General features: G+C 64.4%; 13 protein-coding genes. 10 read left to right on the top strand and 3 right to left on the bottom strand.

Features of this window, described 5'->3' with window-relative positions; genetic code table 11:
• Both JOZ76_RS07605 and JOZ76_RS07610 read right to left on the bottom strand, forming a co-directional pair.
• The coding region (locus JOZ76_RS07605; protein ID WP_291698011.1) for a penicillin-binding protein 1A at positions 1-2,432 on the bottom strand (2,432 nt) is incomplete at its 3' end.
• Positions 2,433-2,641: 209 nt separating this feature from the next.
• A complete protein-coding gene (locus tag JOZ76_RS07610; RefSeq protein WP_441299992.1) occupies positions 2,642-4,069 on the bottom strand; it encodes an N-acetylmuramoyl-L-alanine amidase in 1,428 nt (475 codons plus the stop codon).
• An 868-nt stretch (positions 4,070-4,937) separates the two neighbouring features.
• On the opposite strand from JOZ76_RS07610, the gene JOZ76_RS07615 reads away from it, so the two are divergent.
• Complete coding sequence (locus JOZ76_RS07615) at positions 4,938-8,018, top strand: Rne/Rng family ribonuclease (protein WP_291698012.1); 3,081 nt, start codon at positions 4,938-4,940, stop codon at positions 8,016-8,018.
• Positions 8,019-8,089: 71 nt separating this feature from the next.
• Here the strand turns inward: JOZ76_RS07615 and JOZ76_RS07620 are convergent, their stop codons facing one another.
• On the bottom strand, positions 8,090-9,277 hold the full coding sequence (locus JOZ76_RS07620; protein WP_291698013.1) for a pyridoxal phosphate-dependent aminotransferase: 1,188 nt from the start codon (positions 9,275-9,277) through the stop codon (positions 8,090-8,092).
• Between the two features lie 105 nt (positions 9,278-9,382).
• On the opposite strand from JOZ76_RS07620, the gene JOZ76_RS07625 reads away from it, so the two are divergent.
• The 9 genes from JOZ76_RS07625 to JOZ76_RS07665 form a co-directional block, all read left to right on the top strand.
• Complete coding sequence (locus JOZ76_RS07625; protein WP_291698014.1) at positions 9,383-10,789, top strand: M48 family metalloprotease; 1,407 nt, start codon at positions 9,383-9,385, stop codon at positions 10,787-10,789.
• A 72-nt stretch (positions 10,790-10,861) separates the two neighbouring features.
• Positions 10,862-11,629, top strand: a complete 768-nt coding sequence (locus tag JOZ76_RS07630) for a DsbA family protein (RefSeq protein ID WP_291698015.1) — start codon at positions 10,862-10,864, stop codon at positions 11,627-11,629.
• A 241-nt stretch (positions 11,630-11,870) separates the two neighbouring features.
• Positions 11,871-12,680: a DUF1236 domain-containing protein gene (locus tag JOZ76_RS07635; RefSeq protein WP_291698016.1), complete on the top strand. Its 810-nt coding sequence runs from the start codon at positions 11,871-11,873 to the stop codon at positions 12,678-12,680.
• A gap of 244 nt (positions 12,681-12,924) precedes the next feature.
• Positions 12,925-13,416 (top strand): type II 3-dehydroquinate dehydratase, encoded by a 492-nt coding sequence (aroQ, locus tag JOZ76_RS07640; protein ID WP_291698017.1) that lies wholly within the window; start codon positions 12,925-12,927, stop codon positions 13,414-13,416.
• Positions 13,417-13,461: 45 nt separating this feature from the next.
• A complete protein-coding gene (accB, locus tag JOZ76_RS07645; protein ID WP_291698018.1) occupies positions 13,462-13,947 on the top strand; it encodes an acetyl-CoA carboxylase biotin carboxyl carrier protein in 486 nt (161 codons plus the stop codon).
• 79 nt (positions 13,948-14,026) lie between these two features.
• Positions 14,027-15,376, top strand: coding sequence for an acetyl-CoA carboxylase biotin carboxylase subunit (accC, locus tag JOZ76_RS07650; RefSeq protein ID WP_291698019.1), 1,350 nt, complete (start codon positions 14,027-14,029; stop codon positions 15,374-15,376).
• A 172-nt stretch (positions 15,377-15,548) separates the two neighbouring features.
• The gene (locus JOZ76_RS07655) at positions 15,549-17,075 is read left to right on the top strand and encodes a sensor histidine kinase (protein ID WP_291698020.1); all 1,527 of its coding nucleotides are present in this window, start codon (positions 15,549-15,551) and stop codon (positions 17,073-17,075) included.
• A 2-nt stretch (positions 17,076-17,077) separates the two neighbouring features.
• The gene (locus JOZ76_RS07660; RefSeq protein WP_291698023.1) at positions 17,078-17,518 is read left to right on the top strand and encodes a response regulator; all 441 of its coding nucleotides are present in this window, start codon (positions 17,078-17,080) and stop codon (positions 17,516-17,518) included.
• Positions 17,515-18,324 (top strand): sensor histidine kinase (locus tag JOZ76_RS07665; RefSeq protein ID WP_291698021.1); only part of this gene is annotated, 810 nt, incomplete at its 3' end. The genes JOZ76_RS07660 and JOZ76_RS07665, both read left to right, overlap by 4 nt.

An 18,324-nucleotide genomic window follows, 5' to 3' on the forward strand; every position in this document is an offset into this window, starting at 1 on the left:
TCCGTATCCGTCATGCCAATGACCGAATAGTTGTCGGGCGGCGCTGTACCCGGCTTGAAGCCTTCCATGATGGTGCGGGGATCACCGGGGCCGGCGCGCATGCCGGACTTGGCGTCGACGCGAACCAGCTTGATGCCGGCCGGAACCTTGAACGGGATTGCCGCCTTGTCGGCGAGCGCGAGCTTGAAGAAGTCGCGCGCGATGGGCGCGGCGAGATGGCCGCCGGTCGCGGCATTGCCGCGTCCGAGCGTGCGCGGCTTGTCGTAGCCCATGTAGATCGCCACCGCGATGTCCGGCGAGAAGCCGACGAACCAAGCGTCCTTGGCCTCGTTGGTGGTGCCGGTCTTGCCGGCGATCGGCTTGCCGACTTCCTTCAACGCCGTCGCCGTACCTGATTGCACCACGCCTTCCATCATCGAGGTGATCTGGTAGGCGGTCATGGTGTCGAGCACCTGCTCGCGACGATCGATGAGCTGCGGCTCGGGCTGATTATGCCAGCCGTCGGGCGCGTCGCAGCCGCGGCATTCGCGCGCGTCATGCTTGAAGATGGTGTGGCCATAGCGGTCCTGGATGCGGTCGATCAGGGTCGGCTTCACCCGCCGCCCGCCATTGGCGATCATCGAATAGGCCGTGACCATGCGCAGCGCCGTGGTCTCGCCGGCGCCCAAGGAGTAGGACAGGTAATTGGGCAACTCGTCATAAACGCCGAAGCGTTTGGCATATTCGCCAATCAGGGGCATGCCGATGTCCTGGGCAAGCCGCACCGTCACCGTGTTGCGCGATAGCCGCAGCGCATTACGCAAGGTCATCGGCCCGTTATATTTGCCGGCGTCGAAGTTTTCCGGCCGCCAGACACCACCGCCCTGTCCCTGATCGATCTCGATCGGCGCATCGACCACGACGGTCGACGGCGTGTAGCCATTGTCGAGCGCCGCGGAATAGACGATCGGCTTGAAGGACGAACCCGGCTGCCGGTAGGCCTGGGTGGCGCGGTTGAACTGGCTCTGGTCGAACGAGAAACCGCCGACCATCGCGAGCACGCGGCCGGTCCACGGGTCCATCACGGCCATCGCGCCGGAGACTTCGGGCAGCTGCCGGAGCCGAAACTGCCCCTCGACCGGATTGCCGTCCTTGAACAGCGGGTCGGCGTAGATCACGTCGCCTGGCGAGAGCACCTGGGAGACCGATGTCGGCGCCTTGCCGCGCGTCGGGCCTGAAGCGACCTTGGCCCATTTCACGCCATCGATGGTGATGAGGCCGGTCTGCCGTTCCTTGGCGACCGCGCCGCCGAGTTCACGGCCAGGCTGAAAGCCGATGCGGGCCGACTGGTCGCTGGTCTCCAGCACCACAGCCATCCGCCACGGCGAAATGTCCGACAGCGACTTGACGTCGGCGAGCTTGACACCCCAATCGCCGGAAATATCCAGCTTGCTGACCGGACCGCGATAGCCCTGCGCTTCATCGTAAGTGACGAGGCCGGCGGCCATGGTCTTGCGCGCCATCACCTGGACTTTCGGATCGAGCGTGGTGCGCACCGACAGCCCGCCCTCATACAGCTTCTTCTCGCCGTATCGCTCGAAAATGTCGCGGCGGACTTCCTCGGCAAAATATTCGCCGGCAAAGGTCTTGGCGCCGTTGTTACGGGTGGCGACGACCAGCGGTGCCTTGCGCGCCGCCTCGGCGTCGGCCTGCTTGATCCAGCCGTTCTCGAGCAGGCGGTCGATCACATAATTGCGCCGCTCGATGGCGCGGTCACGGTTGCGCACCGGATGCAGCGTCGCCGGCATTTTTGGCAGCGCCGCGAGATAAGCCGCTTCCGCAATCGTCAGCTCGTTGACCGATTTGTCGAAATAGACCAGCGAGGCCGCGGCGACACCATAAGCCCCAAGCCCGAGATAGATCTCGTTCAAATAGAGTTCGAGGATCTTGTCTTTCGAATAGGCCTTCTCGATCCGCATTGCGAGCAAGGCTTCCTTGATCTTGCGGGCGATCGAGACCTTGGTCTTTTCATCGTCGGCAAACAGGAAGTTCTTCGCGACTTGCTGCGTGATCGTGGAGGCGCCCTGCGGACGGCGATTGGAACCGTAATTCTGCGCATAGACGACAGCCGCGCGCGCCATGCCGGTGAAATCGATGCCACCATGATCATAGAAATTCTTGTCCTCGGCGGCGAGGAAGGCATTGATCACCAGCTTCGGCACGGCCTGGATCGGGAGATAGAGCCGGCGTTCCCTGGAATATTCCGCCACCAGCGAGCCGTCGGCCGCGTGCACGCGCGTCATGACCGGCGGCTCGTAGTCCTGGAGCTGTGAATAGTCCGGCAGATCCTTCGAGAAATGCCAGATCATTCCGGCAGCCGCGGCAACACCCACCAGGAAAATGACCGTCCCGGCGGCGAACAGGAAACCCAGGAATCGCACCAGCAAGCGCATTGTCTGTTATCCGTTCCAACTCTTCGTCAAACCTTGGGCGCCAAACCGCGGCGCGACCATTATGCACGAACGCTCAAATTTAGGCGATGCCGGTCAAAGCCCGCGGGCAGTGGACGCAAATTCCTGATCGATTCCAATATGTCAGCTTCCATTCTATACGGCCCCTGCTGTGGCCAAACCAAGGCTTTGGCCGGCCGGCGGCCTTCAATTCATCGCGTCGGCGCCGCAGCGTTGGCGAGCCGCTTGCCCATGAAGGCATCCACCGCCTGCGCGATCGACCCGACGGCCTTGGACCGCCAGCTTTCCGAGACCAGATGCTCCAGATCGCTCTTGTTCGAGACATAGCCGATTTCGACCAGGACCGAAGGCACGTCGGGGTTTTTCAACACCTTGAAACCGGCCGACTTCAACGGATGCTTGTGCATCCGCATCGTCGTCTTCATTTCGCTCATCAACATGTGTGCGAATTTGTTTGAAAAGCTTCGCGTTTCCCGCTGCGCGAGGTCGATGAGGATGTCGGCGACATCGGTCGGCTCCTCGGTCAGATTGACGCCGGCGATGGCATCCGCGCGGTTTTCCGCGTCCGCGAGCCGCTGCGCCTCGGCGTCGGAAGCCTTGTCGGAGAGCGTGTAGATCGTGGCGCCCTGCGCGTCGCCCTCGCCCTTCGGCAGCGCATCGGCATGGATCGACACGAACAGCGCGGCACCTTGCGTGCGTGCGATGCGGACGCGATCGCCGAGCGGAATGAAGCTATCGTCCTCACGGGTCATGACGATGCGGTACTTGCCGCTTTGTTCCAGACGGTCACGCAGCGCAAGGCCGAACTGCAGCACGAGGTTCTTCTCGGCTTCGGTGTCGGACTGCGTGCCGTTGTCGATGCCGCCATGGCCGGGATCGATGACGATGACCGGCCGCGTATCGGGGGACGCGGCCAGGCCGAGTGCCGGCTTGGTGTCCGGCGCTGCGGCGGCTATCGACCTGGTCTCCGGCGCCGCCGTAGCAGCGGGCCTGGTCTCCGGCGCGGCAACAGCAACCGGCTTGGTTTCCGGCGCGGCGGGTGCAGGCATTGTCGCGGCGACCACGCCCGGCGCCAGCACGGGCTTCGGCTCCGGGTGAACAGGCTCGGAACGGCTCTCCGCAGGCTCCAGCGATTGCACGAAGGCCGCGCGATCGACCTCTTCCAGTTCGAGCACCAGCCGCGGCGGCTGGCCGTTGGCCTGGTCGAGCACGTAGGAATTGGCAACGCGGGCCGGGCCGTTGAGGTCGATCACGATTCGCGAGCCGCCCGGCATGACCAGGCCATAGCGGAACGCCTTAACCAGCCCCCGCCCTTGTGCGCCGGTCCCCGCCGGGAGATGGAAGCTGACCTGGGGAATGTCGATCACCACGCGATAGGGATCCGACAATGTGAAGGCGCGGAACGTGATCGAGCGGTCGAGATCGAGCACGAAGCGGGTCTGCTTGGCGTCACCTGCCAGCCGCGCATCGAGCGCGGTCGGCATGCCCGAAGTTGGCGCCGAGGTGACCCCGTCGGCAGCGCGGGCCGGTCCGCCCGCGACGGCCGCCGCGCACACCAATGCTGCGGCGCACAAGAGCGCGGATCGGGAGGGAACGGTGTGATTTGCGCGGCTCGCCAACGAATTTGATCCCTCTAATGTCCCAAATCCGAAGTCCGCCCCCGCTCACAGCTTTGCGGGCTTCGGGTTCGCAGGACACTAGAAAATCCTAAGATTTTGGTATGGTTTGGTTCAGAAGTCCTCTTAACGGGCGCGCCGCGAAAATTGAAGAGGACTTCTGGACCAAACCCACCTGCGGGCCGTCTTACCCCAATAGGACCACAGGGTTAACGGCAACTTAATGTATAAGGGATGAATAAGGCGGCGGTGTTGCCAAGGAACGACGCTCCCTTGCACGGGCAGCCCAATCCACGTATGTAACGGACAGCTGATTGCCAGAATTTTCCGGTTGTGTCGCGTTCAGCCCCCCGGTGCAGCGCCGGAATCTTCGAATCCTATGCGGAGATCCCAGCGTCCCACGATCCGTCCCAGCCAGCGCGAGCCGCGCGGCAGACAAGGGGCGGTTTCGAGCCGGGATGGCATCCGGTCCCAGGGTCACACTCGTTCCAGGGACGGTATTAGAGGCGGCAACACTGTGGTCCGGCCCTTTCTCTTCGGGCCCGATGCGATCACAGGACAACGCTTCGGCGTCACACCTGGCCCTCAGCTGTTCGACCACGGCGGCTCCCTCAAGCCGCCAACCTGTTCCAGACGGGCCGAGGCCTGATGCGCCAGACTGTGTTACCGACGATACCTCGCGGGAGATCCGCGTCGCTGCGGAGCGCAAGCTCCGCCCGACGCCGCTCCCCGCCGGGTTCCCGCTCGGCGCGGCGTACCGCATCGCTTTTCGGCCTTCCCCTCACCCCCGAATCAGGCGGACCGTCGTCCCATCCGGCGACGCGAAGCGCGCATACGCATTCGCGCGCCCGCCATCGCCAAGAGTTTAAAAATGCCCAACAAAATGTTGATCGATGCCACGCATCCGGAAGAGACCCGTGTTGTCGTGGTCCGCGGCAATCGCGTCGAAGAATTTGATTTCGAAACCGCCCAGCGCAAGCAGCTGCGCGGCAATATCTACCTCGCCAAGGTGACGCGGGTAGAGCCCTCACTGCAGGCCGCCTTCATCGAATATGGCGGCAACCGTCATGGCTTCCTCGCCTTCAGCGAAATCCATCCGGACTCCTACCAGATCCCGGTCGCCGACCGTCAGGCGCTGATCGAGGCCGAGGAGCGGGCCCATCGCGAGGCCGAAGAGGAAAGCGAGAACCGCTCCAGCCGCCGCCGCTCGCGCCATCGCAACCTGCGCCGGCGCGGCAGCGGCGAGCGCGTCCAGAGCGCCATCGTCGACGGCGCGGACGCCGCCCCGTCCCACGAGCGCGAGCCCGGTGCAGAAGCCCCGCCCGAGCACGCGTTCTCCGAGGCCGGCGACGAGACCGCGCTGCATCCGGACTCCCCGGAGCCTCTCACGCATTTCGCCGATGAAGATGCCGAGCATGATGATGTTCACGAGGAGCCTGATCATGCGCATGATGACCATGAGCATGCGCATGACGAGCATGACGAGGCGGAGCACGAGGCCAACCAGCCGGCGATAGCGGCCGACCGCACGCCCGACATCGCCTCGGACGCGGCACTTCCGCCGCTCGACGCCTTCACTGCGTTCCCAGCGGTGCAGCCCGAACAGGAGCCGGCCGAGGTCCATCACGCTCACGACGAGGATGATGAGACGCATACGGATGCGCATGAAGATGGCGTTGCCGCCGGCGAACTGCCCCATGTGGAGCATGACGGCGGCGAAGCCGCGGTCCCTGCCGACGAAGCCCACGCGCTCGTCCCTGCAGGCGATGACACCCTCGAGGACGAGGACGAGGACGAAGAGGCCGAGGAGGAGGTGGTCGAATCCGTCGGCGGCGACGATGCGCTGGAAGAGGTTCCGGAGCGCGCCTTCCGGCCGCGCCGGCAATACAAGATCCAGGAGGTCATCAAGCGGCGTCAGGTGATGCTGGTGCAGGTGGTCAAGGAGGAGCGCGGCAACAAGGGCGCCGCGCTGACGACCTACCTGTCGCTCGCCGGCCGCTATGCGGTGTTGATGCCGAACACCGCGCGGGGCGGCGGCATCAGCCGAAAAATCACCTCGGCGCAGGACCGTTCACGGCTGAAGGAGGTGGTGCAGGACCTCGATGTGCCCGAGGGCATGGGGATCATCCTGCGCACCGCCGGCGCCTCCCGCACCAAGCCGGAGATCAAGCGCGATTTCGAATACCTGATCCGGATGTGGGAGACGGTGCGCGACCTGACGCTGAAATCGCAGGCGCCGACCCTGGTCTATGAGGAAGGCTCGCTGATCAAGCGCTCGCTGCGCGACCTCTACAACAAGGAAATCGACGAGATCATGGTGGCCGGCGAAGCCGGCTACCGCGAAGCGCACGATTTCATGAAGATGCTGATGCCCTCCAATGTGCGCGCGGTGAAGCAATATCGTGAGGGCCAGCCCTTGTTCTCGCGCATGGGGGTCGAGAGCCAGCTCGACGCGATGTTCTCGCCGACGGTGCAACTGCGCTCCGGCGGCTACATCGTGATCAACCAGACCGAGGCACTGGTGTCGATCGACGTCAACTCGGGCCGGGCGACGCGCGAGCATCACATCGAGGACACGGCGCTCAAGACCAATCTGGAGGCGGCCGAGGAAGTCGCGCGCCAGCTCCGCCTGCGCGATCTCGCCGGCCTCATCGTCATCGACTTCATCGACATGGACGAGAAGCGCAACAACCGCGCAGTCGAGCGCAAGCTGTCGGATTGCCTCCGCCAGGACCGCGCGAGGATCCAGGTCGGGCGCATCTCGCATTTCGGGCTTTTGGAGATGTCGCGCCAGCGCATCCGCGCCAGCGTGCTGGAAAGCTCGACCGAGCCGTGCTCGCATTGCGGCGGCACCGGGCATGTCCGCTCGGTCTCGTCGGTCGCGCTGCAGCTGCTGCGCGGGCTGGAAGAGATCTTGATGAAGGGCGCGACCCACAATTTGGTGGCGCGCACCCGCACCGACGTCGCGCTCTATGTGCTCAACCACAAGCGCGGCCATCTGCGCGATCTCGAATCGAGCTTCAAGGTCACGCTGTCGGTGATCGCCGACGTGAGTGTGAACGGACCGCAGGCCTTCATCATCGACCGCGGCGAACAGGTTCATACGCTGGAGGCCGCCAAGGCGCTGCTGGCGGCGCAGCTTGCTGCGAGCCCGCCGCAGCTCGAGGAGGCCTTTGACGACGACGAGCCGTTCGACATCGAGCTCGAATCGGAGGTAGAAACCGAGGAGACCGAAGGGCTCTCCGATGAGGTTTCGGCTGGCGAAGCGGGTGGCGAGACTGCCGATGGCGGGCATCGCCGCAAGCGCCGACGGCGCCGCCGGGGCCGCGGCGGCGACGCGCGCGAGGTCGCTCCGCCGCGCGAGGACGGCGAAGCTCCTGCCTTCTTCCAGGAAGCCGCGATCGAAGAGACCGCCGAGACTGACGAGGCCGAGAGCGCCGAGGACGAGGCTGAGGAACAGGGCGCTCAGGCACGCCAGGAGCAGCAGGGCGGTGGCGAGCGGCGCCCGCGCCGGCGTGGCCGGCGCGGCGGTCGCAGGCGGCGCGGCGGCGAGGATGGACTTGCCGGCTCAATCTCCGACGAGCTTGCGCCGCCCCCGCAGCCCGAGGCCGCAACCGCGGTCGCCGATTTCGAAGGGATTGCACCAGCCTCCCAGCCGGAATCGGAGCCCGTTGCGGCGGCTGCCGAACCGTCCGCGGTCGCGGAGCAAGAGCCTGCTCCGGAGGTAGTCGAAGCTGCGCCAGCAGCGGAGTTGGACAAGCATGCGCCGCGGCGCTCGACGGTGCGCGAAAAGGTGAGCTTTGCGCCGCATCCGGCGGACGCCGCAGTTCCCGTCGCACCGCCCGCGGCGGAACTGCCCCATGCCCCGGAACCGCAGCCGACTGAGCCGGCCGCGGAAGCCGCGCCACGCCGCGCCGGATGGTGGTCGCGACGGTTCGGCAACGGCCAATAGGTTCGCCACCATCACGAACAGCAAAGAACCGTCCGGCCATCCCGGGCGGCATTGTCGTCGATAGAAGCGAGCTACCGCAGCCATTTTGCGATCCGCTCGACCGCCACGCGCATGTCCTCCGCCGAACGGGCATAGGAGAAGCGGATGAAGTTGCGGCCGTGGAACGGATCGAAGTCGACGCCCGGGGTCGCCGCGACATGCGCCTGTTCGAGCATCGTCTTGGCAAATTCAAAACTGTCCGAGGTGAAGGCCGACACATCGGCATAGAGATAGAACGCGCCATCCGCCGGCAAAAACCTCTTCAGGCCGGCCTGCGGCAGGCCATCGATCAGGATGCGGCGGTTTTCCAGATAGCCGCGCTTGATCGCCTCCATCTCCTCGCGCCCCTCGAACGCGGCTTCGGCCGCGATCTGCGACAAGGTCGGCACGGAGATCGCGAGATTCTGCTGCAGCCGTTCGATCGGGCGCACCAGCTGCTCCGGCACCACCATCCAGCCGACCCGCCAGCCGGTCATGCAGAAATATTTTGAGAACGAGTTGATGACGAGCGCCCGTGACGACAGCGCGGCCGCAGTGGCGGCAGGGAATGCATAGTCGAGCCCGTGGTAGATCTCGTCGGAGATGAAGCGGATGCCGGCTTCCTCTGCCGCCGCGATCAGACCCTTGAGCGCGTCCTGCGACATCATCGTTCCGGTCGGGTTGGCGGGGCTGCCGACCAGCACGCCTTTCAGCGGCGACCGGCGATGCGCCGCAAGCAGCGCTTCGCCCGTCAGCGCATGGCGGGTCTCGCTCGTGGTCTCGATCAGCACCGGCTCGCAGCCGAGCGCGGTGAGAATATGCCGGTAGGGCGGATAGCCGGGCACCGTTACAGCGACGCGATCGCCCGGTTCGAACATCGCAAGAAAGGCCAGGATGAACGCGCCGGAAGATCCCGTCGTTACAACGATACGGCCCGCGTCGACATCGCAGCCATGGACGTCGCGATAGTGCCGCGCAATGCGCTGACGCAGCGAGAGAATGCCAAGCGCCGACGTGTAGTCGATACGCCCGTCCCGTAGCGCTCGCTCCGCCGCCACGATCGCGGTCCTTGGGGCCGGTGCGGCCGGCTGTCCGACCTCCATGTGAATGACGTGCCCGCCGGCCGCCTCGATACGCTCGGCCGCCGCCATGACGTCCATCACCATGAACGGCGGAACCTCGCTGCGGCCGGACGGCAACAGCACGCCATTAACGGTGTTTCTGAGTGTCGCCTCAAGCATCGATTTCTGCTATCTCCTGCTATCCCGGAACCTGCCCCAGACCGGCCTTAATCCATGGTGTGTAAGGGCATAACCGGTTTTCCGCCAATCGCCAAAGACTGCCAAATGCTCTCAAGCTTCGCGCTTCGCAAGAAAACGACCGGCCTGCTCGCAGCGACCCTTGCTGCCGCACTCACTCTTGCACCATTACCCCGGACATGGGCGCAGGATGGCAAAGGCCCGCCTGTGCTGCGTGACACGGAGGCCGAGCAGCTCCTGCGCGACTATACGCGGCCGGTCCTGCGCGCCGCCGGGCTGGAGAAACAGAACATCCAGGTCGTCATCATCAACGACGGCTCGTTCAACGCCTTCGTCGCCGATGGCCACCGCATTTTCGTCAATTACGGCGCCATGCTGCAATCGGAAACGCCGAACCAGATCATCGGGGTGTTGGCCCACGAGACCGGCCATCTGGCCGGCGGGCACCTCGCAAAACTTCGCGAGCAGCTGGCGCAGGCGCAGACCCAGATGATCATTGCCATGCTGCTCGGCGCCGGCGCCGTGGTGGCCGGCGCGCGTGGCGGCGGCAATAATGGCCTCGCCAGCGCGGGTGCGGCCGCGGTGGCCGGGCCCCAGGAGATGATCCGCCGCTCGCTGCTCTCCTATCAGCGTCAGCAGGAAGAGAACGCCGACCGTGCCGGCGTAAAATTTCTGACCATGACTCAGCAATCACCGAGGGGCATGTACGAGACCTTCAAGCGCTTGACGAGCGAGAGCCTGTTCGCCGCGCGCGGCGCCGACCCCTATCTGCAGTCGCATCCGATGCCGGCTGAACGTGTCGCAGCGCTCGAAGGCATCGCACGCGCGAGCCCGTATTGGGACAAGAAGGACGATGCGGCGCTGCAACTGCGCCATGACATGATCCGCGCAAAAATCTCGGCCTTTATGGAACGGCCCGATACGGTTTACCGGCGTTATCCGCTGTCCAACGACAGCCTGCCGGCCCGCTATGCGCGGGCGATTGCGACCTATCTGCACGGCGACCTGCACAGCGCGCTGTCGCAGATCGATGCCCTGCTCCAGGCCCAGCCGAGTAACCCGTATTTCTACGAATTGCGCGGCCAGGCCCTCTTGGAGGGCGGCCGGCCGGCGGAAGCCATCGCACCGCTGCGCAAGGCCGTGCAGCTCTCCAACAGCGCACCGCTCATCGAGATGTTACTTGGGCAGGCGCTCGTGGCCACGGAAAACAAGGCCTATACTGACGAAGCGATCACGATCCTGCGCGCGGCGGTGGCCCGGGAATCCGAGGCACCGCTGGGCTACGCGCAGCTTGCGATGGCATATGGCCGGAAGGGAGACTATGCGGAGGCTGACCTTGCCTCGGCGCAGGCTGCCTTCCTGCGCGGCGACAACAAGACCGCGCGCGAGCTCGCCTCGCGTGCAAAAACCCGTTTCGCCGTCGGGACGCCCGGATGGGTGAAGGCCGACGACATCGTCTCGGCCAAGCCGCTGCCGGGCCAGAGCAACAATTGAGAGCAGGATCAACTCACGGCACCAGGTCATTCCGACACGCCCGGCCCGCCATCACCAAAGAGGATGTAGTAAATGCCTTCGTTCCGACTGACCGTTGCCGCGCTTGCCGCCTTTGCCTTTTGCGGCGCGCCGCTCTCCGCCTCGGCGCAGAGTTTTTCCGACACCCAGCGCGGCGACATCGAGACGATCGTCCACAATTACCTGCTGGCGCATCCCGAGGTGCTCGAAGAGGCCATGGCGGAGCTGAACAAGCGCCAAGCCGCGGCCGATGCCGCCAAGCATGAGGCCACCATCACACAGAATGCCGATACGATCTTCAATTCGCCGCGCGGCGTGGTGCTCGGCAACAAGGATGGCGATGTCACCTTTGTCGAGTTCTTTGACTACAATTGCGGCTACTGCAAGCGTGCGATGGCCGACATGCTCGATTTGATGAAGGCCGACTCGAAGCTGAAGGTCGTGCTGAAGGAGTTTCCGGTGCTGAGCCAGGGCTCGGTCGAGGCCGCGCAGGTCGCGGTCGCCGTCCGCATGCAGGACCCCACGGGCAAGAAATATCTCGACTTCCACCAGAAGCTTCTGGGCGGCCGCGGCCCGGCCGACAAGGCGCGCGCCCTTGCGGTTGCCAAGGACGTCGGCCTCGACATGGCGAAGCTGGAAAAAGACATGGCGAGCCCCGAAGCCAAGGCGACCATCGAGGAGAATTTCAAGCTGGCCGAGGACATGGGCATGAATGGCACGCCAAGCTATGTGATCGGCAAGCAGATCGTGGTCGGCGCGGTCGGCCTCGATGGCCTGAAGGAGAAGATCGGGATCGCGCGCTGCGGCAAGGCGACCTGCTAGCGCAGCTCCCTCCTCCATATCAGTTGACGTCGAAAATCCGGCTGCGGCGCAGCCGGATTTTTTGTTTGTGCCGGGACGCGGCTGCAGTGAAAGAAGAAGCGACGATGACGTCCGGGCGGGCGGCTTTGTTCCGATCATGCCGAAAAAAACAAACACTCGGGAACCGCCATCAACTGCGGAACACGGCCACCTCACTCACGTTGTCGGGCCGGGCAAAACCGATAATGTGAGGAGAGGAAGTATGATCAATCGTTTCTTGATCTCGGCCGCGGCTATTGCGCTGATCGCCGGAGCTCCTGCTGCGAATGCACAGGGCAACTCGAAGAGTGAAGGCGGTGCGGCGATGCAGCAGAGCGCACCATCCGGTGGCGCGGGTGGATCGACTGGCGCGGCAACCGAGAAGAACGCGCCCGGCGGCATGAAGTCGACTCAGTCTGAGCAGAAGTCGCCTGGTACGGCCAAGGGCCAGCGCGCCGAGGAGAACGCCCCCGGCCAGAAGTCGAAGGGCATGAGCTCGGAGAACGAGACCAAGGGGACCGCCGGCAACATGCGGAGCGAGGGCCGCGAAGATCGCGACAAGAACATGAAGGCCGAAGGTCGCGAAGGCCAAGAGAAAAACATGAAGGCCGAAGGCCGCGAGGGCCAGGACAAGAATATGAAGGCCGAAGGCCGCGAAGGCCAGGACAAGAACCTGAAGGCCGAAGGCAAAGAGGGCCGCGACAGCAACATGAAGGCCGAAGGTCGCAACGCCAACACGAACGCGAATGTGACCACGGGTCAGGCCGGCGCCGGCGCAAAGCTGTCGACCGAGCAGCGGACCAAGATCAGCACCGTGATCCGCAACGAGCACGTTGCTCCCGTGACCAATATCGACTTCTCGATTTCGGTCGGCACCAAGGTTCCGCGCGAGCGGGTCAGCCTGCGGGCGCTGCCAAGCGAAGTCGTGACGATCTATCCGGAATGGCGCGGTTACGAGTTCTTCCTGGTCCGCGACGAGATCGTCGTGGTGGATCCGCGGACGCTCGAGATCGTGGCGGTCCTGCCGGCCTAACGGCGTTCGGCAGATCCAACCCCGGGGCGGGCAGCAATGCCCGCCTTTTTTTCAGTCGGGCTTCGGCCTGCCGCTGCCGCCGGGCCTCGCCAAGTCGGCTCTTTTCACAGCTTTTGCGTGCCGTTTTGCGAGCCGCATGAGGTATTTGGGCCACATGCCGGGCTGGGGAAAGGCTTCCCCTCGGGACCGATGTTACCTATAACCGGCGCCCACATCAGCCTTTAACCTCATTGCCGGGACCCGGATGGCCGACACCCCAGACCAGACCGCTGACAAGATCGTCTATATCCTCAACGGTCCAAACCTAAACTTGTTGGGGACCCGCGAGCCCGAGACCTACGGCCACGCCACACTGTCCGATGTCGAGGCCCTGTGCGTCCGGACCGCGGCCGAGTTCGGCCTCTCCGCCTATTGCCGGCAGTCGAACCACGAGGGCGGACTGATCGATCTCATCCACGAGGCCCGCGGCAGGGGCGCCGTCGGCATCATCATCAATGCGGGCGCCTACTCGCACACTTCGATTGCGCTGCACGATGCGCTGGTCGGTGTGAAAATCCCGACCGTCGAGGTTCACATCAGCAATATCCACGCCCGCGAGGAGTTCCGTCACCACTCCTTCACCGCGCGCGCCGCGTTTGCGAGCATTTGCGGTTTCGGCATCGACGGCTACCGCCTCGCGATATCGGGGCTTGCGGCACGCATCGGCGCCAAAGCGAAGGACAAGGCAAGAGCCTGACGCCTCCAAAAATCCATCCAAGCAGAGAGTTTTCGGATCAACACCATGGCGCGCCAGCCAGACGACAGCCCAAATGCAAAATTCTCCTCCGACGATAGCGCGCTGATCCGAGAGCTCGCGCTCCTGCTCGACGAGACCAGTCTCAGCGAGATCGAGATCGAACGTGCCGGCCTTAGGGTCCGGGTCGCGCGCAACATCAGCGTCGCAGCCGCGGTGCCGATGCCGATCCAGCACGCGGCACCCGTGACGGCGGCTCCCGCCGCAGCTTCGGCGGCCGCGGCCGATCTGTCGAAACATCCCGGCGTCGTGCCCTCGCCGATGGTCGGCACCGCCTATTGGGCGCCGGAGCCCGGGGCCAAGCCGTTCATCGAAGTCGGCAGCAAAGTGTCGGTGGGCCAGACGCTCCTGATCATCGAAGCGATGAAGACGATGAACCAGATTCCGTCGCCGCGCGCCGGCACGGTGACGCAGATCCTCGTCGAGGACGGCCAGCCGGTCGAATTCGGCGAACCGCTGGTGATTATCGAATAGGAGCGAATAGCGAATAGCGAGTAGCGAATAGTGCGGATCTTCTATTTGCTATTCGCTACTCCCTATTCGCTGAGACAGCATGTTTGACAAGATCCTCATAGCCAACCGCGGCGAGATCGCGCTCCGCATTCTCAGGGCCTGCAAGGAACTGGGCATCAATACGGTGGCGGTCCACTCCACCGCGGATGCCGACGCCATGCATGTGCGGCTCGCCGACGAGAGCGTCTGCATCGGCCCACCGCCGTCCAAGGACAGCTATCTCAACGTCCCCGCGCTGCTCGCCGCCTGCGAGATCACCGGCGTCGATGCGGTGCATCCGGGCTACGGTTTCCTGTCGGAAAATGCCCGCTTCGCCGAAATCCTCGCCGATCACAACCTGCATTTCATCGGCCCAAAGGCCGAGCACATCCGCCTGATGGGCGACAAGATCGAAGCCAAGAAGACCGCCAAGCGGCTCAGCATTCCCGTGGTGCCCGGCTCCGATGGCGCCATCGCAAATGTCGACGATGCGATGGGGATCGCCAAGGCGATCGGCTTTCCGGTGCTGGTGAAGGCCGCCGCCGGCGGCGGCGGGCGCGGCATGAAGGTGGCACACACCGAGGCCGACCTGGCGCTGGCACTGACGACCGCGGCCAACGAGGCCAAGGCGGCGTTCGGCGACGCCTCCGTCTATCTGGAAAAATACCTGCAGAAGCCGCGCCACATCGAGATCCAGGTGCTCGGCGATGGCCGTGGCGGCGCCATCCATCTCGGCGAGCGCGACTGTTCGCTGCAGCGCCGGCATCAGAAGGTGTGGGAGGAAAGCCCCTCGCCCGCCCTTGATCCCGCCGCGCGCAAGAAGATCGGGACCACGGTCGCCAAGGCGATGCAGGACCTGAAATATCTCGGTGTCGGTACGGTGGAGTTTTTGTTCGAGGACGGCGAGTTCTATTTCATCGAGATGAACACCCGCATCCAGGTCGAGCATCCCGTCACCGAGATGATCACCGGCATCGACCTCATCCTCGAGCAGATCCGCATCGCCGCCGGCGGCGACCTGCCGCTCACCCAGGACGAGGTCGCGGTCACCGGACATGCCATCGAGTGCCGGGTCAATGCCGAAAACCCCGTGACCTTCCGCCCCTCGCCCGGAAAAATCCTGCAATATCACCCGCCGGGCGGCCTTGGCGTGCGCATCGATTCCGCCGTCTATCAGGGCTACGTCATCCCGCCCTATTACGATTCGCTGGTCGGCAAGCTGATCGTCCATGGCAAGACCCGGACCGAATGCCTGATGCGGCTGCGCCGTGCTCTCGACGAGATGGTCGTGGACGGGATCGAGACCACCCTGCCGTTGTTTCGCGCGCTGGTCCGGGAACCCGCTGTTATCGATGGCGACTATCATATCCATTGGCTCGAGCAGTATCTGGCGGGCCAGCAGCCGGGCTAGCAGCGCGGCGGCCACCGGAATGGAACTTTTTGGGCCGGCGCAAACCTTTTCGCGGTTTGATCATTGCCGTTTCCGGAAAAACCTGCTTCGCAGTTTCCTGGATCCGGGCTTAGGCTTGGGCATTTTCCGCTCGGGGTCGCTTGCATTCCCCACGTCGCGACATGAGATTGCAGTGACGTCCGACACCCCTCACGAGCGCACCGTCGGCCAGGTCCTGCTGTTGACGGCGGGGTTTTTGGTGCTGGTCGCGGTCTCGAGCGCGTCCGTGCTGCTGGTCAACAAGGCGCGCGACGACAATGCCGCCGTCGTGCATACGATCGAGGTGGAGAACCAGACCAACACGCTGCTCTTGGAGATCCGCCGCGCCGAGAGCAGTGTGCGCGGCTATCTCCTGACCATGGGCCCGGACTTCCTCAACGATTACGAGCAGGCGCTGGCCGCGATCACGCCCGAGCTCGACAAGCTCGAGCATCTTGCCGCCGACAATCCAATCCAGGCTGAAAACGTGCGCCAGTTGCGCACCGCGATCGCAACGCGGCTCGACCAGTTCGAGCGGGAGGTGGGCTTCTTCAAACAGGGCGACCTGCCGAGCGCCGCAAACCTGGTCCGCGACGCGGCCGCTGGCGATACGACCACGACGATCCACGATCTCACGGACGCCATGCGGGCGGAGGAAGACCGGCTGTTCTTGCTGCGCACCGCCAATGCCGACCGGAGCCAGCAGCTGGCCTCGCTTGTGACCATCACGGGCTCGGGCCTGGTCGTGCTGCTGGCAGGTATTTCGATGTTCCTGATCCGGCGCTCCGCACATGCCCGCGACCGGGCGGAAAGGCAATTGCGCGAAAATAACCTCAATCTTGAGGCAACCGTCGATGCGCGCACGGCCGACCTGCGCGAGGCCAATGAGGAGATCCAGCGCTTCGCCTACATCGTCAGCCACGATTTGCGCGCGCCCTTGGTGAATATTATGGGATTTACCAGCGAGTTGGAGGAATTGCACCCCGGCATCTTCCACCGCATCGCTGCGCTCAGCCGGGCGCAGACGAGCGCCGCGGCACAGCCGATGATTGCCGACGGCGGCGAGATTCAGCTCGAACGTGCCGACAAGCAGCTTTCGGATGATTTCGTCGAGGCGCTTTCCTTCATCAAATCCTCGATCGGCAAGATGGACCGGCTGATCAGCGCCATTCTCAGCCTGACCCGCGAAGGGCGACGCGAGTTCTCGCCGGTTGCGGTCGACATGCGCGAGATGATCGACGGCATCGTGGCCAGTCACGCGCATCAGGCGGCCCAGGCGCAAGCGCATATTCAGATCGGCGCGCTGCCCAGAATCGAGAGCGACCGTCTGGCGCTGGAACAGATTTTTTCGAACCTGATCGACAACGCGATCAAATATCTGAAGCCGGGGGTCCCCGGCGAGATCGTGGTGCGCGGCCGAACCAAGCTCGGCTTCGCGATTTTCGAAATCTCTGACAACGGCCGCGGCATCGATCCCAGAGACCATCAGCGCATCTTCGATCTGTTCCGCCGTGCCGGGGTCCAGGACCGGCCCGGACAAGGCATCGGACTTGCCCACGTCCGCACCCTCGTGCGCCGCCTCGGCGGCACCATGTCGGTCGCCTCCGAGCTTGGCAGCGGCAGCACCTTCACGATCACCCTGCCGATCAAATGGACCGTCAACCGGACTGCAGCAGCATGACGTTGCCCGTGCCCGTGACCATCATCATGATCGAGGACGACGAGGGGCATGCGCGCCTGATCGAGCGCAACATTCGCCGTTCCGGCATCCACAACGAGATCATCCCGTTCGCGACCGGTGCGGACGCGCTAAAATACCTGTTCGGCAGCGATGGTGACGCGGGAAAGCACGAGGGACAGGGGCTTTTGATCCTGCTCGATCTCAATCTGCCCGACATGACCGGGATCGAGATCCTGCGGCAGGTCAAGGAAAACAGCATTTTGAAGAGCGCGCCCGTCGTGGTCCTCACCACCACGGACGATTCGAGCGAAATCAAGCGTTGCTACGAGCTCGGTTGCAATGTCTACATCACCAAGCCGGTGAATTATGAAGGCTTCGCCAACGCCATCCGTCAGCTCGGGCTGTTTTTCTCTGTCATCCAGGTTCCATCGACCGAACCATGAACCAAGCCCCGCCCACCCTGCTCTACATCGATGACGACGCGGCGCTGGCTCGCCTCGTCGAGCGCGGCCTGGCGCGGCTCGGCTTCAAGGTGATCCATGCAGCCAGCGGCGAAGAGGGGCTCGAGCGTCTGCGCGGTGGCGGCATCGACGTCATTGCGCTCGATCAGGTCATGCCGGGTCTCGACGGCCTCGACACGCTCACGCAGATTCTCGCGATCCCGGGGGCACCGCCGGTCGTATTCGTCACCGCCTCGCAGGACTCCTCGGTTGCGGTCACCGCGCTGAAGGCCGGCGCGGCCGACTACCTCGTCAAGGATGTGCAGGGCGCCTTCATTCCGCTGCTGCATGTCGCTGCCGACGGCGCCTTGCGGCAGGCGCAGCTGCAGAAGGCCCGCGACGAGGCCGAGGCCGAGGTGCATGCCTCGCGCGACCGTTACGCCGCGCTCGCCGCCGAACAGGAGGTGTTGCTGCGCGAAGTCAACCATCGCGTCGGCAACTCGCTGCAGATCATTGCCTCGCTGCTGCACCTGCAGGCCGCCTCCGCCACCCAGGACGACGTTAAGGCGGCGCTGACCAATGCCATGGGCCGCGTCGCCGCGGTCGCCCAGGTACACCGCCGGCTCTACACCTCGCACGACTTCAAGAGCGTCCTGCTGAATCTGTATCTGGAGTCCCTGCTCGACGATCTCAGGAGGTCGGCGGAGGGCAACAAGATGTCACGGCTGACCTTGACCGCGAAGCCGATCGAGGTCGATCCCGACCGCGCGGTGGCGATCGGCATCATCGTCAACGAGCTGGTGATGAAC

Origin of the sequence: Bradyrhizobium sp. (genome assembly GCF_019244115.1) — a bacterium.
Lineage (GTDB): Bacteria > Pseudomonadota > Alphaproteobacteria > Rhizobiales > Xanthobacteraceae > Bradyrhizobium.